Source organism: Nitrosospira sp. TNL200 (assembly GCF_055386305.1).
This window is the reverse complement of record NZ_AP041003.1, coordinates 2,931,009-2,953,286: the sequence shown is the minus strand read 5'-3', so window position 1 is coordinate 2,953,286 and position 22,278 is coordinate 2,931,009. Positions and strand designations below refer to the sequence as shown.

Annotated in this window: 17 protein-coding genes; 2 read left to right on the top strand and 15 right to left on the bottom strand. The window is 55.7% G+C overall.

Going from position 1 to position 22,278, the window contains the following annotated elements; translation table 11 throughout:
• Positions 1–141: 141 nt before the first annotated feature.
• Complete coding sequence (locus tag ACZ5CE_RS13345) at positions 142–1,674, bottom strand: 2-isopropylmalate synthase (protein ID WP_464575390.1); 1,533 nt, start codon at positions 1,672–1,674, stop codon at positions 142–144.
• Positions 1,675–2,062: 388 nt separating this feature from the next.
• On the opposite strand from ACZ5CE_RS13345, the gene ACZ5CE_RS13340 reads away from it, so the two are divergent.
• Positions 2,063–2,623 (top strand): SCO family protein, encoded by a 561-nt coding sequence (locus ACZ5CE_RS13340; protein ID WP_464575389.1) that lies wholly within the window; start codon positions 2,063–2,065, stop codon positions 2,621–2,623.
• Between the two features lie 64 nt (positions 2,624–2,687).
• Positions 2,688–3,509, top strand: a complete 822-nt coding sequence (locus tag ACZ5CE_RS13335) for a cytochrome c oxidase assembly protein (RefSeq protein ID WP_464575388.1) — start codon at positions 2,688–2,690, stop codon at positions 3,507–3,509.
• A gap of 64 nt (positions 3,510–3,573) precedes the next feature.
• On the opposite strand, the gene ACZ5CE_RS13330 is transcribed toward ACZ5CE_RS13335, so the two are convergent.
• The 14 genes from ACZ5CE_RS13330 to pgi all read right to left on the bottom strand — a co-directional run bounded on the left by ACZ5CE_RS13330 (position 3,574) and on the right by pgi (position 21,938).
• The gene (locus ACZ5CE_RS13330; protein WP_464575387.1) at positions 3,574–4,860 is read right to left on the bottom strand and encodes a c-type cytochrome; all 1,287 of its coding nucleotides are present in this window, start codon (positions 4,858–4,860) and stop codon (positions 3,574–3,576) included.
• A gap of 24 nt (positions 4,861–4,884) precedes the next feature.
• The gene (locus tag ACZ5CE_RS13325) at positions 4,885–5,268 is read right to left on the bottom strand and encodes a hypothetical protein (RefSeq protein WP_464575386.1); all 384 of its coding nucleotides are present in this window, start codon (positions 5,266–5,268) and stop codon (positions 4,885–4,887) included.
• A gap of 70 nt (positions 5,269–5,338) precedes the next feature.
• Positions 5,339–5,938, bottom strand: a complete 600-nt coding sequence (locus tag ACZ5CE_RS13320; protein WP_464575385.1) for a cytochrome c oxidase subunit 3 — start codon at positions 5,936–5,938, stop codon at positions 5,339–5,341.
• Complete coding sequence (gene ctaD / locus ACZ5CE_RS13315) at positions 5,931–7,925, bottom strand: cytochrome c oxidase subunit I (protein WP_464575384.1); 1,995 nt, start codon at positions 7,923–7,925, stop codon at positions 5,931–5,933. Before ctaD ends, ACZ5CE_RS13320 begins: the two co-directional genes overlap by 8 nt.
• A 10-nt stretch (positions 7,926–7,935) precedes the next feature.
• Positions 7,936–9,003 (bottom strand): cytochrome c oxidase subunit II, encoded by a 1,068-nt coding sequence (gene coxB, locus ACZ5CE_RS13310; protein ID WP_464575383.1) that lies wholly within the window; start codon positions 9,001–9,003, stop codon positions 7,936–7,938.
• A gap of 34 nt (positions 9,004–9,037) precedes the next feature.
• Complete coding sequence (locus ACZ5CE_RS13305; protein WP_464575382.1) at positions 9,038–10,804, bottom strand: thiamine pyrophosphate-requiring protein; 1,767 nt, start codon at positions 10,802–10,804, stop codon at positions 9,038–9,040.
• A 495-nt stretch (positions 10,805–11,299) separates the two neighbouring features.
• On the bottom strand, positions 11,300–12,937 hold the full coding sequence (locus ACZ5CE_RS13300; protein WP_464575381.1) for a hypothetical protein: 1,638 nt from the start codon (positions 12,935–12,937) through the stop codon (positions 11,300–11,302).
• Between the two features lie 548 nt (positions 12,938–13,485).
• On the bottom strand, positions 13,486–13,884 hold the full coding sequence (locus ACZ5CE_RS13295; RefSeq protein WP_464575380.1) for a hypothetical protein: 399 nt from the start codon (positions 13,882–13,884) through the stop codon (positions 13,486–13,488).
• A gap of 15 nt (positions 13,885–13,899) precedes the next feature.
• The gene (locus ACZ5CE_RS13290; RefSeq protein WP_464575379.1) at positions 13,900–14,286 is read right to left on the bottom strand and encodes a hypothetical protein; all 387 of its coding nucleotides are present in this window, start codon (positions 14,284–14,286) and stop codon (positions 13,900–13,902) included.
• 409 nt (positions 14,287–14,695) lie between these two features.
• Positions 14,696–15,574, bottom strand: a complete 879-nt coding sequence (locus ACZ5CE_RS13285; RefSeq protein WP_464575378.1) for a carbonic anhydrase family protein — start codon at positions 15,572–15,574, stop codon at positions 14,696–14,698.
• Between the two features lie 273 nt (positions 15,575–15,847).
• Positions 15,848–17,254 (bottom strand): glucose-6-phosphate dehydrogenase, encoded by a 1,407-nt coding sequence (gene zwf, locus ACZ5CE_RS13280; protein ID WP_464575377.1) that lies wholly within the window; start codon positions 17,252–17,254, stop codon positions 15,848–15,850.
• The gene (gene gnd, locus ACZ5CE_RS13275; protein WP_464575376.1) at positions 17,254–18,270 is read right to left on the bottom strand and encodes a phosphogluconate dehydrogenase (NAD(+)-dependent, decarboxylating); all 1,017 of its coding nucleotides are present in this window, start codon (positions 18,268–18,270) and stop codon (positions 17,254–17,256) included. Before gnd ends, zwf begins: the two co-directional genes overlap by 1 nt.
• A gap of 138 nt (positions 18,271–18,408) precedes the next feature.
• Complete coding sequence (gene pgm, locus ACZ5CE_RS13270; protein WP_464575375.1) at positions 18,409–20,088, bottom strand: phosphoglucomutase (alpha-D-glucose-1,6-bisphosphate-dependent); 1,680 nt, start codon at positions 20,086–20,088, stop codon at positions 18,409–18,411.
• A 173-nt stretch (positions 20,089–20,261) separates the two neighbouring features.
• The gene (pgi, locus tag ACZ5CE_RS13265) at positions 20,262–21,938 is read right to left on the bottom strand and encodes a glucose-6-phosphate isomerase (protein WP_464575374.1); all 1,677 of its coding nucleotides are present in this window, start codon (positions 21,936–21,938) and stop codon (positions 20,262–20,264) included.
• Between the last annotated feature and the right edge of the window lie 340 nt (positions 21,939–22,278).

The following is a 22,278-nucleotide window of genomic DNA, read 5'->3' as shown; positions in this document are numbered from 1 at the left end:
ATGTGAGACACCATAGTCCGCTGCGGGATTGCATCTTCCTTCGGAAGAGACCGCTCCGCCCCCCGCGGTCGCAACATTCGCGCCGTCGTTTTTCGTGCACCCCCAGGATTCCCGTTCCCAGGGGATTGATTCCGAGGTTTCCTATACCTGAGGATGCGCTCGCTCCAGCTTGCTGTGCAGTTTGTTGAGCGCGCTGAGATAAGCTTTGGCGGAAGCCACCACGATATCGGTATCTGCGCCACTGCCATTCACGATCCGCCCGGATTTCTGTAATCGGACCGTGACTTCTCCTTGAGAATCGGTGCCGCTGGTAATGGCGTTGACCGAAAACAACTGCAACTCGGCCCCGCTGACCACGATTTTTTCAATGGCCCGGAACGCAGCATCCACCGGGCCGCTTCCCTCGGATTCCGCTCTGGACTCCCTGCCTTCCTCGGAAATGACTATTATTGCCTCAGGTGTTTCGCCTGTTTCGCTATGCGCCGTCAGCGAAACCAGCTTGTAGTGTTCATGCAGCGTTACTGCATCATCGGAAACCAGGGCGTGCAGATCTTCATCGAAAATATCGTGCTTCTTATCGGCCAGTTCCTTGAACCGTGCGAAGGTGACATTCAGCATTTCTTCCGAGTCCAGCTCGACGCCAAGCTCCGCCAGGCGGGTGCGAAACGCGTTGCGCCCGGAATGTTTTCCGAGCAATAGTTTGTTCGCTCCCCAGCCGACATCTTCTGCACGCATGATTTCATAGGTCTCGCGATGCTTCAGCACGCCGTCCTGGTGTATGCCGGACTCGTGGGCAAAGGCATTTGCGCCGACGATGGCTTTGTTCGGCTGCACGGGAAACCCGGTAATGCCCGATACGAGTTTGCTGGCGGGGACGATATGGACAGTATCGACCTTGCTGTCGCAATGGAAATAATCCTGGCGCGTCCGGACGGCCATCACGATTTCTTCCAGCGCAGCATTGCCTGCCCGCTCCCCAAGACCATTTATCGTGCATTCCACCTGCCGCGCGCCATTCATCACCGCGGACAGAGAATTGGCGACTGCCAGTCCCAGATCATTGTGGCAGTGCACCGAGAATACCACTTTGTCGGCATTCGGGATGCGCTCGCGCAAGGTATGGATAAGCCTGCCGAATTGCTCCGGCATGGTGTAGCCAACGGTGTCGGGTATATTCAGGGTGGTTGCGCCGGCATTAATGACTGCTTCCAGTACCTGGCATAGGAAGGCGATGTCCGAGCGGCCGGCATCCTCCGGTGAAAATTCCACATCATCCGTGTACTCACGAGCCCAGTTTACCGCCTTTACCGCTTGTTCTATTACCTGGCCGGGTGTCATGCGCAGCTTTTTTTCCATGTGTATGGGCGAGGTCGCGATAAAAGTATGGATCCTGGATGAAGGCGCGCCCAGCAGCGCCTCGCCCGCGCGCCTGATATCGGCTTCTGTCGCCCGCGCGAGGCCGCATACCGTGCTGTCCTTGATGACGTCGGCCACAGCTTTTACCGCTTCGAAATCGCCATTGGAAGCGGCGGGAAAACCGGCTTCGATGACATCGACGTGCATGCGCTCCAGCTGTCGCGCAATACGGACTTTTTCCTCCCTGGTCATGGATGCGCCCGGACTCTGCTCGCCATCGCGCAGGGTCGTATCGAAAATAATGAGATGGTCTTTCACTGGTTTCTCCGTTTGAGAAAGAATACTCGAACTGTGAGACTGAATACAGAATCTACGCAGATTCTGCGGAATAACAAGCGGAGGAGAAGGAAAAATGAGGTCGTTAGCGCGCGAAGCGCAGCAGCGGACGTGCCGAAAGCATGGGATTGCGTGAAACTCGCGAGGGGGAAATGCAGCTGGTCTGCTTCATGAAAGAAATATAATGCGTTTCCCCCATTTGTGCAATAGCCCCCGGTATTGCGTTCGCCCGGCTCATTTTTCTTCTCGCTGCGGCTTTTCGCAACCCGGGTGCAATCGAGATGTCTAAAAAACGGATTGCAAACGGACTATGTTCAAGCGCGAGCAGATGATCAGTGTAGCCTTCCACCTTCGCCGCTGCATTTGTGGGATGATGGCCGCATTCCTGATAAGCGGTTGCTTTTCGCATGGAGATTGGCGCGTGGAAGAGGTCGCCGGGCACCTGCCGGATCTGGAATTTACGTTGACCGCTGATGACGGGGGTGCCGCCACGGCGAAAACCTATGGCGGCTATACATTGCTCATGTATTTCGGATTCACGAGTTGCAAGACAGAATGCCCAGTCTCGATGGCGCGCCTTGCGCATGTAATGCAGCTTTTGGGAAAAAATGCCGATCGTGTTCGCATCCTGTTTGTCACCCTTGATCCTGAGCATGATGGTCCGCCGGTATTACGTCGTTACATAACGCAATTTGATGCGGAACGGACCGTCGGACTGACGGGTACGCCGGCCGATATCCAGGGCCTTACCAAGCGGTACCGGGCTGCTTATCGCCCCCGCTCGAAAGCGGGTAACGGAGGTGGTATTACTCATGGAGACGCTGTCTACATCTTCGATTCGCAAGGGCGTGCACGTCTGCTCGCCACATCATCTCATCCCGACGAGGACGTGGCCGAAGATATCCGGCGCCTGTTGAAGACCGAGCATTAACCGAAGTGTTGCCGTGGGCTTCCTGTGCAGTTTCAGGAGAGGCAAATCCTTATAAGGCATACCGATGGACTTGCTGCACTGGTTCATTCCCTGGGAAGAATCGCCCGCCCTCGTGGTGCTGATCAGTGCCGTGGCAGTGATATTTTCAAGAGGTTGTGCCAGAAACGAACCGGAATTTCGACGAAAAGCCGCCTTCTGGGCCGGGCTTGCCGCGATCTATCTGGCTTCTCATACCCAGCTCGATTATTACGCAGAGCATCAGTTCTTCATTCATCGGTTTCAGCATGTCGTATTGCATCATCTGGGGCCTTTTTTAATCGCATTGAGCCATCCCCTGCCTCTGCTTGCCAGTGGCATGCCCGAAAAGGAGAGGAAGTTCTTCGTGGCGGCATCCCGGTGGAAACCGGTTACCTTTGCTGCGGGGGTTTTATGCAATCCGTTTGTCGCAGTCGTGCTCTTCATCGGCGCTATCGGCTTCTGGCTCCTGCCGCCAGTTCATTTCACCGCGATGATCGACTGGCGGTTATATCGCCTCATGAACTGGAGCGTAATAGTAAGCGGCCTGGTTTTCTGGGGTCTCGTGTTGAACCGGCGCTCCCCGTATTCCCTGAATTTATCGCCGTGGACTCGAATTGCAATGATGCTGGCGGTTGTTCCGCCCCAGATTGTACTGGGGGCCATCATCTTTTTCGCCTCGCAGGAACTCTATACCGTCTATACGGTTTGCGGCCGGGCAATAGGTGGACTGAGCGCGGTTGGGGATCAGCAAATCGGCGGAATAATCCTCTGGATTCATGGCGCGATGATGAGCATGATGGGAATTCTGATCGTGGTGCGCAAGGAACTGGTATCCGAAAGACTGCTTGCGACGCGATCGCGCGGCTGAATCGCTTGTTGCAGATATAGGAGGAAATCCCCTGGAAATATTAGGGCGCCGTATTGCCGATGACTTATTGCCGTAGTTCTTCCCTGAGCAGGGATACATCGCGAGCCGTGATTGCCGACGCATTGTTACCCCAGTTGTTGCGAATGAACGTCAGTACGTCGGCAATCTCCCGATCAGTCAATTCTGCTGCATACCCCGGCATTTTTTTTGGTTTCGGCCCTAGCCTGGTTGCCGGTCCTTTTCCCCCTTCCAATACCAGACGGATGAGAGAGGTGCCATTTTCGGATAGCACCATCGGGCTGCCAGCCAGTCGTGGAATCCTGGGAGCCTTGCCCAAACCGCTCTTTTCATGGCATTTGGCGCAAAAACCGGAATAAAGTCCGGCGCCTGGTGGTTCAAACGGACCCGTCACGGTTCCCGCCAGAACTATATCGGTTTGCCGAGCCTGGGGCTTGTAGGATGCTTGTCCTTTTTTAGCGGGAAGCGATTTAAGATAGTGCGCGATAGCATTCAAATCCTCCTCGCTGAGATGCTGAGTACTGTTTCCGATCACTAAAACCATGCTGCCAAATGCCACTGTATGCTCATTGTGGCCCGTTTGGAGAAAGGCCGAGATTTCATTCTCAGTCCATCTTCCCAGGCCGGATGCCTGGTTGCCAGTCAGGTTCCCGGCGAACCAGTTATCAACGATCGCGCCGCTCAGGTAATCCAGAGAGGTTTCCGAGTAGGCTTTTTCCTGATAAGCCAGGCCGCGCGGAGTGTGGCAGGCTCCGCAGTGGCCCAGGGTTTGCACCAGGTAAGCACCGCGATTCCATCGATTGTTGCGGTCGGGCCGGGCTTTGAATGGTTCCTGCGTCGCAAACGCTGCCGTCCAGAACCAGAGTGTCCAGCGCTGGTTGAAAGGAAACGGCAGTTTCGTTTGCGGTGGAACGTGCCTTACAGGTTTTACCTCACTCATGAAATACGCGTATAGCGCCTCGATATCGCTTTCCAGCACCGCTGCAAACGATGCAAATGGCATGGCAGGGTAAAGGCGCCTTCCATCCCTGGCGATGCCCTGGCGTACCGCGCGACTGAAATCAGCATAACTATATTGGCCGATGCCAGTGACCGGGTCGGGTGTAATATTGGTGGAATAGATGACCCCAAAAGGGGAATTGATCGGCAGGCCGCCGGCAAAAGGCGGGTGGCCTGGTCCCGCTGTATGGCAGCCCGCGCAGTCTGCGGCCTTGGCCAGGTAGGCGCCGCGCGCTATTGTCTCCGGGTCTGCTGCCTGAGCTTGTGCAAAGGCTGAGGCGAGCGCCAGCGTAGCGACGAGCGGGCAGATAAAGGCCCGGTAAAACGAATTCATTGGCGGGCTGCATACTGTCATAAGCTAAACCCAGGGGCTGCAAGGCGATACCAGGATAACCGCGCAACTGGTAAACAGGATTGCAATAATGAAGACGAAACTCGATAGCAGCCCCAGTATCCCCAGGAATCGCCCCTGGCCGCCATCGAAGGAACCGCTCCCCGCGGCGACCGCATGCCCGGTGCCGGCCTGTTTCCATAAACCCCGTGCGATATATCCGGAAACCAAGCCGGCAGCCAGGCAGGCAAGGCTGATTGCAATCAGGATAGCCGGAAGACTGGCCCAGAGAGGAGCGGGAAGCGGAGCTTCGTGCGGATAGCATCCGTAGGCCGCGAGGGGCTCGCTCAGGGACATTTGGGCAACCCAGGCCGCTGGCGCGCCAAACAGGCTCACAATGGTTCTAAGCATGATTTTCCCCGGTTATAGGGGAAGTGTTTCGAGCATTCATTTCATGAATCCTGTCCATGCCGATCCGTGTCTACATATAGGGGAACAGGTATAGGGTTGTAAAAACGAACAGCCAGACCACGTCGACAAAGTGCCAGTAAATTCCGCCTATAGTGATGGCCGCATGGCGTTTCTCGTCAAAGTACCTGAACGAAATCCAGGCAAGCAGGAGCAAAAGAATGACGAGGCCGATCACGACATGGAGCATATGAAATCCCGTGATCGTGAAATAAAGCGAGCCGTAGAGATCGGAAGTCATGCCGTAGGTCTTGCTGCTCCATTCCTTAAGCTGAATTCCTACAAAAAGGGCGCCCAGCACGATTGCTACTAACATCGTCGCCACGCTTCCTCGGTTTCTTTTGCGTGCCAGGCAGTACTCGCTTGCCCAGACAAAAACACTGCTTGCTACTAAAATCGCCGTATTTATGCTGGGGAGAAGCAGGCTGGGCAGGCCTTCCGGTGGCCAATGGCGCTCGGCTTGCGAGGACAGATAAAAATAGCTGAACAGGAGATATCCGAAAAGCGATCCTTCGGTCACGATCAGCGCCACTATGCCCCACCATCCGCCGGCAAGCTTACCTTCGCTGCCTACCGGCAGCGGCTGATCCAGCAATTGCCTTGCTTCAGACATGGGCCCCTCGCGATGAATCCGTCGGGCTTCGTTGCGCCAGCGCTTTTTCCGGCCACATCCATACCATCAGCGCTATGATGCATGAAAGTATCATCAGCCCCGTAAAACTCCACCAGTGGAGCAACATGCCTGCGAACGCGAGTGAAAGAAATAGCCCGACGAAGAACGGAGTGGTGGAATCGCCGGGCATTTTCAGGATGATCTCCGGAGTGGCATCTATGGGGGAGGTGCCGATCGTTTCGCGTCCTTCCATCAGTAAGTATCCTTTTTCCAGACTGGACTGACCCGTTCCTTCACCTTCATTCAGTCGATCCTCCCAAAGAGGATGCCTGCTGGCGATATGGGGAATCACGGCAAAGTTGTAGGCTGGAGGTGGGGAAGGTACGGACCACTCCAAGGTAGCTGCATCCCAGGGATTGCTTCCCGCGCGGGCACCGCGCCGGAGGCTGACCGCGACATTGACCAGGAAGATCAGTACGCCGATGGCGAACACGAAGGAGCCGATTGATGTGATCAGATTTACCGTATCCCACCCCATCCGGGATGAATAGGTGTAGATCCTTCGCGGCATGCCCAGCAGGCCCGCCAGATGCATGGGAAAAAATCCGGCATTGAAGCCGATGAACATGACCCAGAAGCTCCACTTGCCTATTTTTTCATCCATCATGCGCCCGGTGAATTTGGGGAACCAGTAATAGATGCCCCCTACGACTGGAAATACATTGATCCCTAGCAAAACGTAGTGCAGGTGGGCGACGATGAAATAGGTTTCGTTAAGTTGCCAGTCGAGCGGTACGGCGGCGGTCATTACTCCCGACAGCCCCCCGATGACAAACAGGATGACAAATCCCGCAAAAAACAGAAAAGGTGTCTTGAAGACGGGCGTTCCGAGCCAGATCGTCGCGATCCAGGCGAACACTGCCACGGCGCTCGGGATGGAGATCACGAAACTGGCGGCGCCGAAGATCGACAGGGCAACCGCCGGCAGGCCGGTGGCGAACATGTGGTGGATCCAGACTTCGAAACCGACCAGCATGGTTGCCATGGTGGCGAGCGCTACCCATGCATAGCCTACCAGCGGACGGCGGCAGAAAGTCGGCAATGCGTCGGACACGATTCCCATCGCGGGGAGAACGATGGCATAAACCCAGGGATGGCCGAAAATCCAGAACAGGTGTTGCCACAACAATGGCTTGCCGCCGTTCGCCACATCAAAAAAGTGGGTCCCGACCTGGCGGTCCAGCCACAGCAGGAAGAATGCGAGGCTGACCGAGGGAATGACCAGCAGGTTGGCTACGGATGCGGTCAGGGTGCCCCAGACCAGGATCGGCACGCGGTTGATGGTCATTCCGGGTGCCCGCATCTTGAACAGGGTCACTACGAAATTCACCGATCCGACCGTCGTGGATACTCCAAGCAATACCATGCCGAGCGCAAAAACGTCGATATTCGGGCCCGTGTTATAGATCGGGCCCGAATAAGGTACATAATTGAACCATCCCGCATTCGGCGCCTGTCCCAACGGAAAGCTCGCATACATGAAAATGCCGGCAAACAAGAAAATCCAGTAGGAGAGCGCATTGAGGCGCGGGAAAGTCATATCGCGCGAGCCCAGCATCAGCGGCCAGAGATAATTCGAAAATCCGGATAATATGGGCAGTGCATACAGAAAGATCATGGTCACGCCGTGCATCGTGAAGAGCTGATTGTATTGCTCCGGAGTCAACAGCGTCAGATTGGGGCCGGCAAGTTGCAGACGCATGATCAATGCTTCCATTCCGCCGATCAGCAGGAAAACGAAAGCAGTGACGATATATCGCAGGCCGATGACCTTATGATCCACCGTCGAAAGCCAGCCCTTCCATCCGGGGAGCGATTCCCATATTTCGGCAAGCCGTATCTCCGCATCCGAGCCGACAGGAGCTTGCCCGATGTCCGGGGAACGCCGCAGCCGGCTATCACTGGGGGGACGTGTTATGGCAGACATGGGCGTGTTTTCAGTCAAGGGTTGAAAGATAAGTGGAAAGAGCCGATTTCTCGGTCTCCGATAATGCAATGCTCGGCATGCGCGACCCGGGCTTGAGCCGCTGCGCATTGACGATCCAGTTCATCAAATCTTCCGGCGTATTGAGAAGCAGTCCTGCTGCAAGCCAGCGGCGCGAATTGAGGTGGGTCAGATCCGGGGCATGCCGGCCCGCAGCATCGGTACCACGGACGGCATGGCAACCCCCACAGCGATCCATGAACAGCTTCTGTCCGAATTCGCTGGTTGAGTCTGGCCTGAAAGGGGATGAAACCGGGCGGCGCTGGGCGTTTCGCCATCTTTCGAAATCCTCGGCACTTTCTGCTACCACTTCGAGGCTCATGCGGGCATGGCCGGCACCGCAAAACTGCGCGCATTGGCCGGCGTATATGCCAGGGGAGTCGGCTTGAATCCATTGCTGGTTTATCAGCCCTGGGATCATCTGTGTTTTCCCCGCGAGAGTCGGCACCCAAAAAGCGTGGATGACATCGGCGCTTTTGAGCCTGATGAGGACAGGCTCGCCCACGGGAATATGCAGTTCGTTGGCAGTCGTGACAGTCTGCTCGGGATCATCATGCTCATACTCGATTCTCCACCACCAGTCGTACCCGGTTACCGTCACGGTGATGGCTGGGGTCGAAGGAGGTTTCGCGACCGCATCGAGTACGAGCAGAGAATAGATGACGAGCCCAAAGAGGATGAACGTTGAAATACCGGTACCGATATAAATCCATCTCAATCCTCCACTTTCGGGCCCGATCATTCGCATATCCATGGGAGGGCGATTGCGCAGCAAGGCCACTATCAGGAGCAATGAGATAATCAGCATAATGATCACTGACAGGCCAGCGAGCACCCACCCAAGATACATGGTTGGTTCGGACGCCGGACCATGGCTGCGCATGAAATAATTCAGGGGCGCTTCCGCTGCTTGCGCCGCATTCACCGGGCCTGGCAATGCCAGTGCCGCAGCAGGCTGGAAGACGGAAAGGCTTTGGCCCTTGCTTTCCGGGGCTGTGCCGAGATGAGATCGTTGTTCCATAAACAGGATGAATCCAGTTTGCCGTTTAGCGGGATCACGCAAAAATCTGTTTGATCGATTGCCTTATGATTCCTGCCGAATCGGGGTCGCCATGGAGCATCGCCGAAGCATAGGCTCGCGCCTGTTTGAAGGTGATGTGCGGCGGAAGCGGTGGAACGTCGGGGTCGGAAATGACCTCAAGCACCACCGGTCGGTCAGCATGGATCGCGTAGTCCCAGGCAGCGCCAATTTTTTCCGGCTCATCGATGCGCAATCCGCGAAGGCCGATCAGTTCCGCATATGCGGCATAGGGGAAATTAGGCACATCCTGCGAAGCCGAGAACTTCGGATCGCCTTCCATTGCCCGCTGTTCCCACGTCACCTGGTTCAAATCCCGATTGTTGAGAACCATGACGACGAGATTGGGATTACTCCAGCGCTGCCAGTATTTGCCGATGGTGATCAGTTCGTTCATCCCGTTCATCTGCATGGCGCCGTCACCCACCATCGCGATCGCCGTGCGATCGGGATGAGCAAATTTTGCCGCGATAGCATAGGGGACGCCGGGCCCCATGGTCGCAAGTCCTCCCGAGAGCGATGCCATCATGCCCTGGCGGGTCTTGAGATCGCGCGCATACCAGTTGGCTGACGAGCCCGAGTCGCAGGTGAGAATACAGTTATCCGGCAACCGCTGGGACAGTTCCCAGAAAACCCTTTGCGGGTTGATTGGATTAGCTGGCTCCATGGCGCGCGCCTCCATCGTTTTCCACCAGTGGCGGACATATTCTTCGATGTCGCTGCGCCAGCGGCGATTTTCTTTCCTTTTCAATAGCGGGATAAGCTGGTTCAGGGTTTCCGCGGCATCTCCGACGAGATTGACTTCCATCGGATAGCGGATACTCATCATGCGTCCGTTGATGTCGATCTGAACTCCGCGCGCTTGCCCTTCTTCCGGCAGGAATTCGGAATACGGGAAGCTCGAACCGACCATCAACAACGTATCGCATTCCATCATCATGTCATAGCTGGGCTCGGTACCCAGCAGACCAATGGAACCTGTCACATACGGCAGCTCGTCGGGAACGGCAGCTTTACCCAGCAATGCCTTGGCAATGCCGGCGCCAAGAAGGTCGGCAACCTCGAGAACCTGCCGGGTGGCGTTGAGCGCGCCTGCCCCGACCAGCATCGCCACCTTGGAGCCCGCATTCAATATATCGGCAGCATGGCGCAAATCCTCCGCTTTCGGCACGATCCGGGGAGCCTCGTAGCCGGTGCCGGAATGCGCCGTGCCGTGTTCGCGGCCTGGTTTTTCCGCTTCCATCTCTTGAATATCGTTCGGGATGATAATGCAGCACACGCTTCGCTCCGCCTGGGCAATGCGCATGGCGCGATCGACGATGTGGCGCATCTGCATGGGTGTCGTCACCATATGCACATATTCATGGGCTACATCCCTGAACAGTGAAATGAGATCGATTTCCTGTTGATAGTTGCCGCCGAGCGCTGCACGTTTTTGCTGGCCTACAATGGCAATGACCGGCTGGTGGTCGAGCTTTGCGTCGTACAAGCCATTGAGCAAATGAATGGCGCCGGGTCCCGAAGTTGCGAGGCAAACTCCTACTTCCCCGGTGAACTTGGCGTGCGCGCAGGCCATGAATGCGGCCATTTCCTCATGGCGTACCTGCACGAAATCCAGTTCTTGCGATTTGCGGTTAAGCGCGCCCATGATGCCGTTGATGCCATCCCCCGGATAACCAAATATCCGCCGGACTCCCCACTCCATCAGGCGCCGCAATAAAAAATCGCTGACATTCTGGCTCATCGCGTAATCTCCTGCCGGAGGGGCAATCGCCGGCTTACTTCACGTATCTCGTCCGCCGCTGGCGCAAAAAATCGTTGCGGCCTATGCTACGCTTTGCTTCAGCCGTTTCTGTTCGCAAGAGCACTCACATTTTTTTCACGCAAGGAAGATATCGGTGAAATAACTGTGAGATATGTGTGGAGGTTTGGGTAACAGTCTCGTGTGATAAGCTTGGCGCCATAAGTAGTGCCACTTTCCTTTTCGGTCGGCGAGGCAGAGATTATGGCCATTGGCCATGTTCGCATGTCAGTCTTTAGCGCGCGAAAATCATGCAAGGATAGGTGAGAATGGAGGAATAGCGACGCGAACGCAAAGGAAGTAAAGAGGAGATGCGGGAGAGAGGAAACAAGGTTCGTTGCGAATTCAAGCGGGAGGAGGAGTAAAAAGAACCTGACCCCGGCACGGCCAGGTCAGGCCATGCTCGGGGTCAGTGGAAGAGGATTGCTGGTCAGCTTTTTAGAAGGCGACTTGGTACTGGAGTACGAAACGTCCCCTGCTGGTGGTCTTGACGATGTCGCCCATCGGATCGACGGCGAAAATAGGCCTGTTCTGATAGTCGAAGGTGATCTTGCTGTTGTGGCCCCTCAGCAACCAGTTCACACCACCGTTGAAGACGTTCATCTGGTCGTGAAGCCGCTTATAGTTCGCGCTCAACAGAGAGGTATACAGTTGCAACTGGCCGTTGTTTCCGGGTATCAGGTCCTTGGGCAGCAGGTAGCCGAACTGGGCATACCACACTTCCCCCGTGCCAAACATCGGGAATGTGTTGCCGGCCCCATTGAAACTCGCTCCGGGGCCGACACCGTTGGCCGTGTTCGCGCCATTGCCGTTCATCCGGAGATAATTCTTGCCATAATCATAAACGAAATAACCGATATAGGCGGAGACTGCCGTTTCCTTCACCTTGTCCACTGCCGCGTCCAGGAACATGGCAACCGACCAGTGGGTCATGTCGTGGAATTGGGCGGTTGATGGACTGGTGCCGGTCCACATCGCATTTTTCTCGGTGATGAACCCGGCTTCGAGATTCAGTATGTCCTTCTTGCCCAGATAGGTTCCTTGCATGTAGTCATTGGTTATGGGCTCCGTATCCCAGAAGTTCCAGTAGAACATGCCGCCATACTGTTTCTTATGGCCGACTTGGGCAAAATCGGAAACCGTCGGCGAAATAGCAGGTTGCGCCAGTCCGTCGGTTGTAACGGGGAATGAATCCTGCGCGGCTATCCGGTAGCGGAACTTGCTGATCTGGCCGCGAAGCCAGACCCCCAGGTTTCTATTGAACAGCTGGGTCCTTTCCGTGGCGTACTGGGCTCCGACAGGAACATCCAGGGTCATGATGGTGCTGACGCTGGGAGAAGTGAAGCGCGACAGTCCATTGGCCATCGAGAGGCCGCCGCCGGCAATCATCTGATGCCCCTGCGTCAGGCGCAACTCGGTGAAGGCATCGTGAAAGTAGGGCATGGCCGCGATATGCCGGTTGTCATTCTGCTGCGCAATGAAGTTGAAATTATTGATCCCATATTGCGTGTAAAAGTACACTCTATCGGTGAGCTGCCCCTGCAATATGAGACGCGTCCGGCGCAGGCTGACCTCGGTTGTGTCGGTCACTGGCTGGTTCTGAATCATCGATCCCGGGTTGTTTTGCTCGTACGCCAACTGAACCTGGTTCAGCATGCCGAGTTTGATGTACTGGCTGCCGTCGCCGTTCAGGTTCAGCTTGAACGGATCTGCTTTCACCCAATCCGAGTATCCAAATCCACCGGGTTTTGGTGCACCAGGGGCAGTGCCCGCGGGAATTGCTGCTGCGGTGGCGGCGACCGCGCCCTCCCTGCCTGTGGGAGCGGGTGGGACAGCCCCAGCGGCGCTTGCGGGAGCTTTCGGCATATCCGATACTTTTTCAAAAGACCCCATGCGTACCCGCCCCTCTCCAGGTTCTGCATAGATCTGCTTGGTCTTGGTATCGACATAGAGGTCTATGGTATACCCCTTTGACGATGAAGCATCCGCGCCTCCCGCGGTTTGCTTGTCCTGCGCATATAAGGAAGTCGAAACAAGGCAACAAGCAGCAGCTATTAATGAAAGACTAGGTTTCATTAAATGATTCCCCCCACGTTGAAGATTGAAATTAAGTCAAGATTATTCTATTTGAATATCGGAAATCTTTGCCCAATGCTGTTTCCGTTATTTTTTCATTTTCTGATTGTAACTGAAGTTAGCACAACAGACGTCAACTAAATGTCAAGTGAAAGTGAAGATTTAGTTAATCTGGCGGTGCTGCCCAGGGATCGCAGCGTCTATCCCAAACCATGATAAAAGAATGGTTTTTGGTCTCCTGAAAGTGGTAGCCAGGAAGCTAATTATGACAGCGAATTTATTTCCGGGGCAAGGAATTTGCGCAAAGGCAGCAATGGGCGTTATGGCGATACAAAACCCCCGCGGGAATGGAGGCCGCCGAAAACACGTTTGAAATAGTGTATGCAGGAGCTCGCGTGGAACTTTTTTGAGAATTTGGGAAAAGGTGGCACCCACTTTTCCATACCTGATTCCGAAATGGGCTGGGCGGGTTAGAACAGCAGTGTTCCTTAATGAACAGACTTCAGCCATTCATCATTACCGCACCGGATTCTGTGCTGCCGGGAAGCCTATCCGCCTCCGGCCCCGCCTGCGGATATATTGGTATCCACATCCGGATCCGGTCCGGGCGGCCGGTCTGGTCCGTAAAAAAGCTTTATGAATCTGCGAAGCACGCTGTCTCCCTCCGCATGCTCCCACCAGGAGTTACCCGGTTGCACATCGTACGCTTCGGAAGATGTCGCGTTTGGCGGCGGGGAAGTATTCTGGTCCGGCTTGTCAGCTTTTTCTCCCTTGTCTTCTCCCTTGAACGAGGATGCCGTTTCCCCGGTCCTCGGCTTGGCAGGCTCCTTTTCCGCCATCGCAATGCCTGTATGGCTCAGGTAACCCAAGGCGGCGAGCACGCAACCGTATCTCGCCGCGCTGACAGGGATATGCCTGAGGCCAAATCTTTCATGCGGTTTTTTCATATCAAAGCCGTGATATCAGCCCCCGGCTCCTCCGGCGGAGAGATTTTCCTCCACATCGCGGTTGGGTCCGCGTGGCGTATCGGGACCGTAAAAGATCCGGATCATCTTGCAAAGAAAAGTCTCGTCTTCCGGGGTGGAGTAGGCGCATGACCCGGGATCTCTCTCAGAGGTCGCGCTGGGCTCGAAGCTGGCAGTCTGTGCCGGTGGTGGCGGGTTTTCCGCATTGGGCGCTGTATTTGTCTGATTGCTCCCCTGGCTGGCTCCTTGTTTTTTTGCAGCATCTCCCCATGGAGCGGAGTGTTGCCCTGAGTTCGACTGGGCGTGCGCAATGCCGTTCCCCAGAAAAAACAGGGCGATAAAAAATGCGCCAATTGATGTCAAGCTATTGAATGTGAATTTCATCGCGGTACGTTTCCTGTTGGAAAAGGTGAATGAAGGAAATGATACTACTCCATTTTTTTATCCATTCCGACAGAGAGACCCAAAAAACCTTTTTGTCCCGCACTTCCTTGGCAAAGAGCAACCGCCGTTGGTATTTTCGTTGCGGGAGCATGGAGGGAATGTAGAGAAGCGCCCGGAAAGCCTTTTTCAGGTGACAGGAACAGCAAGAATAAAAAGCCGGCGCCGCGGGCGGGGCAAGGCCCGCGGAACCGGCTGAGGTCAAGATCGCAGCAACAACCTCTGGGAACTTCTTCCTGCCTTCAACTGTGAGGTCGAGATAGCGGAATGCAGGAAGAAGGAAGCCTTCGCATATAGGACGTACACGAGCGGCCTCTAAAAATAATCTCTATGACCACCTAACTATAATAAGCTAGGCAATGGAACCCATCGATCCAAACGAACCCGTGGACCTGCTTCTCCGGGCGGCTACAAAGCCGATCAGCGCCAATCCGGCGAGCAGCATGGCATAGGTTTCGGGCTCCGGAACCGCGGAAGCAAATCCCGGCACATCCGTCAGCACGATACGCCCGTTGAGATCCTGGATCTCCCGCGCATCGCCATTCGGAAAGAGGGAGCTATATGCGTTGATGTCGGCCTGGGAGATATATAGTGGCTGTGCCAGGTCAACCCATTTTACCCCTTCCGAAAACGGCGGGGTTGTCAGCGAGCCGTCGTAGCGGAAGGATTCCAGGTTGCTTGGCAGGAGCGTATTCAGATCAAAGTGGTTGAAGACGTGCGTCTCTGTCGTGGTTTTGGGCAGATCCGAAAAAATGGGGTCCAGCGACGTCTGCGGGGGGTTATGCGCATCGGATGCGTCCACCCATCGGCCCACTACGAGCAGATTATTGCTGGCGTCGCTGAATACCAGATGCATTTCCATGGGGTAGGTATGGCCGTTTTCCAGGTTCTCGGCCGGCGTGTGAAAATGGAACTGCGCCAGATTATACGTGTCTCCGTTCAGCGTTACCGATCCTGCACCCGCGGGAACGATTGCCCTGGCCGCGGTCGCAAACACATTAGGCGAACCGTTATTGATCACGCTGAGTGTGGTATCCGAGCTCAGATTGAACTGCAGCGGCGGCAGCGCCTGGAACTTCGTATCTTGCGAAGTGATGTCTATCGGGCTTTGTTGCTCCATTGCAGCCAGATTTTCCGCCAAAGTGCCCGCTTGTGCCGCAGGCAGCGAGGCCAGGAAAAGGGCGGAGCCGAGCGTTGCAAGAGGCAGCAGTCGAAACAGTGATCTGTCCATAGTGACGTCCCTTATAAAAAATTATGACGAAAAAGTATGAAAGGTGGAAATCGCATTATGCAGCTTAAATCTAGCATGGCCTATGTGAAAAAAAAGTGTCTTAAACATAAAGAATTCGTTAAGTCGGAGGAATGGAGCCGAATGGCTTGTTGCTATTTTCCCTATTGTTTTTATCATTAATTTCATTGGGTTGTCTTGGTTTTCCACCTTCCGCGCTCCCCCGGGAGCCGCTCGGTGTCTCCAACGGGAGACACTGTTTCCGACCGCTTCGCATCACGTTTGTGGATTATGCCAGCAGCCATCAGGTTCGATCAGGGCGTCGGCGGCTCCCGGCCCCCAACTGCCGCGCTCATAGGGAAGCGCGGAATGGTGTCTGGTTAGCACGCCGTCCACCGCCGCCCAGGCGGCTTCGACTGCTTCTTCCCGGGCAAACAATGCGCCCTCGCCGATCATCGCATCATGCAACAGCCTTTCGTAGGGCAATTCCTGGCCAAAGTGTTCCTCCACCAGGCAGAGTTCCTCCTGGTCGCCAATGAACTCCTTCCCGCCGCGCTTGACTCGCGCAGCCAGCGCGATAGTGGAAACAGGAGAAAGGCGAAAGCGAAAATAGTTGGCGTCGCACGCCGCACGTGCGGAATCGGCAAACAACTTTTGCGGCGGCGATTTCAACTGAACGACAACTTCAGTGGCGGTATCCGCGAGAAACTTGCCGGAACGCAAGTACCACGGCACTCCCTCCCAGCGCCACGAGTCGATATGAAGACGCAAGGCGCAGAATGTTTCCACATCCGAATCCGGGTTCACACCCTTCTCCTCGCGGTAGCCTTTATACTGGCCGCGCACGACTTCGTCCGGATCGATTGGCCGCATGGCTTTGAAGACGCCGGCCTTTTCCTCCTGGACGGCTCGGAAGCCCTTGTAAGAGGGCGGTTCCATTGCAAGCAGAGCGACGATCTGAAACAGGTGATTCTGGATCACGTCGCGCAGACAACCCGCCGATTCGTAAAACGCCCCGCGTCCCTCCACGCCAAAATTCTCGGCAAGGGTGATCTGGACGCTGGCTATATAATTACGGTTCCATATCGGCTCGAGGAAGGAATTGGCGAAGCGGAAATAGAGGATATTCATGATCGCTTCCTTTCCGAGAAAATGATCGATGCGGAAGATCGATTCATCCGGGAACACGGAGCGGGCAACCCGATTGAGTTCCTGGGCAGAGGCGAGATCCCGCCCGAAGGGTTTTTCGACGATCACGCTCGCATCCTTCGCCAACCCGACGGAACCCAGCGCGGTGATGACGGTTTCGAAAAGCGAGGGGGGAATGGCGAGATAATAGGTGGGCCGCCCGATGTCCTTCAGCGCGCGCTTGAGCGCCTGGAAAGTATCCGGATTGTTGTAGTCTCCCGGCACATAGCGAAACAGCTTGAGAAGGCGATCGAGCGCATCCTGGTCGTCGATCTTTCCCCATTTTTTCAGTGATTCGATCACGCGTTCGCGGAGCTGGTCAAGATTCCAGCGGCTCGATGCGACGCCGATGACAGGCACATCGAGCGCTTTCTGCTTGATCAGGGCATAAAGTGCCGGAAAAATTTTTTTGTAGGCGAGATCTCCGGTGACGCCGAACAGTACCAGGGCGCCTGAGGCGAGAGAATTTGTGGATGTATCCGTTGTCCCGCTCATTAGCCTTCCTCCTTCTTTTCGTGATGTCCCCCGAATCGTTTTCTCATCGCCGAGAGCAGCCGGTCAGCGAATTCGGCATTGCCGCGCGACTCGAAGCGGCTGAAGAGTGCAGCGCTAATCACCGGGACCGGCACACCCTCATCCACCGCGGCCAGCGTGGTCCATCTTCCCTCGCCCGAGTCGGACACCCGGCCGGAAAACCCAGCCAGAGTGGCATCTTCCAGCAAGGCTTCCGCAGTCAGGTCTAGCAACCAGGAAGCAACGATGCTGCCCCGCCTCCAGACCTCGGCGATTTCGGGCAGATCCAGTTCGTACTGGTAGAATTCAGGGTTGCGCATCGGTGTCGTTTCCGCGTCCGCTTCCAGCACACGCTTGCCTGCATTCGCGCTGTGCAGGATATTCAGTCCTTCCGCATAGGCGGCCATCAGGCCATACTCAATCCCGTTATGCACCATCTTCACGAAATGGCCGGCTCCGTACGGACCACAGTGGAGGTACCCCTGCTCGGCCGTTCCCTTTTGCTTGCGTCCCGGTGTGCGCTGGGCCGCGCCAATGCCGGGCGCGAGTGCGGCAAAGATGGGATCCAGGCGCTGAACGACTTTCTCGTCCCCTCCTATCATCAGGCAGTACCCGCGTTCCCGTCCCGCTACGCCGCCGCTTGTTCCCACGTCGACATAATGTATGCCTTTGGACAGGAGATCCGCGCCGCGCCTGATATCGTCGTGATAGTAGGAGTTGCCGCCATCGATGATGATGTCGCCGGAATCGGCAAGGGCCATCAGCTTTGCAATAAGTCCGTCAACTACGGCCGCGGGGACCATTAGCCACATTGCGCGGGGCCTGGCCAATCCGTCAACGAATTCCTCCAGTGAACCCGTTCCGATCGCACCCTGCTGTTGAAGTTCGTTCACCGCCTCCGCCCGTTCATCGTAGACCACGCATTCGTGACCTGCTTTGAGCAGGCGGCCGACCATGTTGATTCCCATCCGTCCCAATCCGATCATTCCCAGTTGCATTTTGCACCTCCATCAATCAAGCGTATCAGGTAATCCGCCACGCCATATAGCCGGCGAACCTTGCAAATCAGGACTGTTTACGGCAAATCGGGTCGTGCCGGGTGAGCATCCCCCTGGCGCCGGGCGGGGTCCGAGCCGCTATACCGCTGGCTTGGCCCCAGCCAGGGCGGCGCTAACGATGGACTGGGCCTCATCGACAATGTGCTGCAGATGATCCGTGCCGTTAAAGCTTTCCGCGTAGATCTTATAGATATTTTCCGTGCCGGACGGACGTGCGGCAAACCATCCATTTTTTGCCATGACTTTGATGCCGCCTATGGAAGCGTCGTTGCCCGGCGCACGAGTAAGGATCGTCTCTATTTTCTCCCCAGCGAGCTCCTTGGAGAGCACCTGTTGCGGCGAGAGTCCGGCCAGGATTTTCTTCTGGTCGGGTGTTGCCGGAGCATCGACGCGTTCGAAGAAGAATCTGCCAAAATCCTGTTCCAGCCCGCGGTATATTTCTCCGGGGTCCTTTCCCATTCTCCCCGTTATTTCCGCTGACAGCAGTGCCGCCGTGATCCCATCCTTATCTGTTGTCCAGGCGGTGCCATCGATGCGAAGAAAGGAAGCCCCTGCACTTTCCTCCCCACAAAAACCCAGGGAGCTATCGAGCAGGCCATCTACAAACCATTTGAATCCAACTGGCGTCTCATATAGTTTCCTGCCGGCTCCGCCCGCAACCCGATCGATCATGTGGCTGCTTACTACCGTTTTCCCGATCGCCACATTGGCATTCCATTTCGGCCTGTTGGCAAAAAGATAGTGAATGGCAGCCGAGAGGTAATGATCGGCGGGCAGCAGGCCCGAGCTTCGGGTGACGATACCATGCCGGTCGTGATCGGTATCGCAGGCAAAGGCAATATCGAAGCTGTCTTTCAAGCCGATCAGCCCCTGCATGGCGTAGGATGAGGATGGATCCATGCGAACCTTCCCATCCCAATCCAGAGTCATAAAGCGGAAAGTGGGATCTACTGTCTTGTTTACAACTTCAAGGTCGATGCCGTAGCGTGCAGCAATGGCTTCCCAGTAATGGACTCCTGCGCCACCTAGCGGATCCACCCCCATGCGGATGCCCGATTCGCGAATCGAGGACATGTCGATTACAGCCCCGAGATCACCGACATAGCTATCGAGAAAACTGTGAACATGCGTGGTGGGAGCAGCTAATGCCTTTTCAAAGCCTGTCCTTCGAACCCCCGAAAGATTATTTTTTAGAAACTCATTGGAAAGGGATTCGATTATGGCGGTGGCTTCGACGCCGGCCGGCCCGCCATGATACGGGTTGTATTTGAATCCGCCGCTGTCCGGCGGGTTGTGCGATGGCGTGATCACGATGCCATCCGCAAGTTTTGCGCTTCGTCCCTGGTTGTATGTCAGTATGGCATGTGAAACTGCGGGGGTGGGGGTATATTCCCCCCCGCTTGCCAGCATTACGTCCACGCCGTTAGCGGCAAGCACTTCCAGCGCGCTGGCAAAGGCAGGTTCGGAAAGCGCATGGGTGTCGATGCCGAGAAACAGCGGCCCATCTATGTTCGTTTGCCTTCGGTATTGGCAGATGGCTTGCGTAACGGCGAGTACGTGCCATTCGTTGAAGCTGGTTTCCAGAGAGGAACCGCGGTGCCCCGAGGTTCCAAAGGCAACTCTTTGGGCCGGTACGGACCAGTCAGGGATTTTCGCATAGTAGGCGGTAACAAGCCGGGGTACATTCGTGAGCATATCCGCTGGGACCGCTTTACCGGCGAAGGGGTTGATTTTTGGAGCAGCCTTTTCGGTGGCCATAATAGTCTCGCTTCGAATAGTGGCGGTAAGAAACTGCAGCACAACATATCAAACTGATACGAGAAGAAACTGGCGGGCCCGCTGGCAAGGTTCGAAGATAGCCGGGCTACCATAACAGGAGGAGCCGGCGTGCCGGCATTCCCGGTTCCCGATGCCGTTATTTCAAGACGCGATCAGCCTGTTATCCCTCCCCCGTCTCTGCATCCGACATAACGCCTGATGAGCGCATTGGTCGAACTGTCATGCTTCAGATTCGGGTCGCCCATGGGTGCCATCTCCTTGACGATGCGCTTGGCGAGTTCCTTGCCAAGCTCGACACCCCATTGGTCGAAGGAATCGATATTCCAGATAGCTCCTTGCGTAAAGACGCTGTGCTCATAGAGGGCAACCAGTGTTCCGAGCGTATAAGGAGTGAGGCGTTCGGCGAGAATCGTGTTGGTCGGGCGATTGCCTGGAAAGGTCCGATGTGGACAAAGCCAGTCGGGCGTTCCTTCTGACTTGACCTCTTCGCTGGTTTTACCGAAAGCCAGGGCTTCCGTCTGGGCAAAAAGGTTGGCCATAAGCAGATCATGATGATTTCCAAGAGGATTAAGCGTCTGGCAAAATCCGATGAAGTCGCATGGGATCAGGCGAGTTCCCTGGTGTATCAACTGATAGAACGAGTGCTGTCCATTGGTGCCTGGCTCGCCCCAAACTATCTGGGACGTCTGGTAATTGACAGGAAAGCCATCCAGCCTCGTCTGCTTGCCATTGCTTTCCATTGCCAGTTGCTGCAGATAAGCCGGAAAGCGTTTGAGATACTGATCATAAGGCAGGACGGCAAGCGTCTCGCTGCCGAAAAAATTGTTGTACCAGATTGCCAGCAGCCCCATGATGACAGGCAGATTCCTGTCAAATGGCGTAGTGCGAAAGTGCTCATCCATCGCGCGAAAGCCTGCCAGCATGGAGCGAAAATTCTGGGGACCTATGGCAATCATGGTTGAAAGACCTATTGCCGAGTCCATCGAATAGCGGCCCCCCACCCAATCCCAGAAACCGAACATATTTGCCGGGTCGATTCCGAAATCCGAGACTTCCCCGGTGTTGGTGGAGACGGCAACGAAGTGCTTGCTCACGGCGCGCGCATCATCGAACGCATCCAGCATCCATTGGCGAGCGGCGTGGGCGTTGGCAAGCGTTTCCGTGGTCGTGAATGTTTTCGAGCAAACGATGAATAATGTTTCCTCGGGGCTGATATCCCTGGTGGCTTCCCTGAAATCGGTGCCATCCACATTCGAGACGAAGCGGAAGACCATGTCTCGCTGGCTGTATGCACGCAAGGCCTCATAGGCCATTACCGGCCCCAGGTCGGACCCGCCTATGCCGATATTGACGATGTTCCGGATTCGTTTGCCGGTATGGCCGCGCCATCCGCCGCTGCATAATTCATTGGCGAAGGTCGTCATTCGATCAAGCACTGCGTGTACTTCCGGCACCACATTGATTCCATCCGCCATGATTTGCGCATCCCTGGGTGCGCGCAAGGCGGTATGCAGGACGGCGCGCCGCTCCGTCGAGTTGATCGGCTCGCCTTCGAACATGGCGGTAATGCACTTTTGCAATCCGCATTCTTCCGCGAGCTGAACCAGCAACCGAAGCGTTTCGGCGGTAATGCGATTTTTCGAGTAGTCAAGGTAAAGGCCAGCAGCTTCAGCCGTGAAGCGTTCGCCCCTCCGGGCATCATCCGCAAAAAATTCGCGGAGATGCTTGTCACGGATTGCTTCGAAATGAGATGAGAGTGCTTTCCACGCGGGAAACTCCGTCAGGGATGGGGTGCTGGGTTGAATCGGGACCGGAGGTTCGACACTCATGTCAGCCTCACGCTTTGTGTATTCATGATCGCTCCCATTCGGCAGGATCTGCCAGTATCCAGCAGTCCGTTTGATAGGTTACACACGGCAGAGCAGGGCTTCACGTGGTTTCATTCGCCTGCCCCACGTCGGGCATTCGGTGCCTGGTATCAAAACCGGCTCGCCCCAGGCACTTATCTCCGGGAGCGGCCGATCCATGAAGTGTAGCAAGCCCAGCGTTCAGAAATCTAGCACAGAAGGCATCAAGAAAATGTTAAGGCGGTGTTCAACCTGAATCCGGCAGTCGTAGCGAACTCACCATACAGGAGAATATAGCGTGAGCGTCGAGTACCGCAAAAAG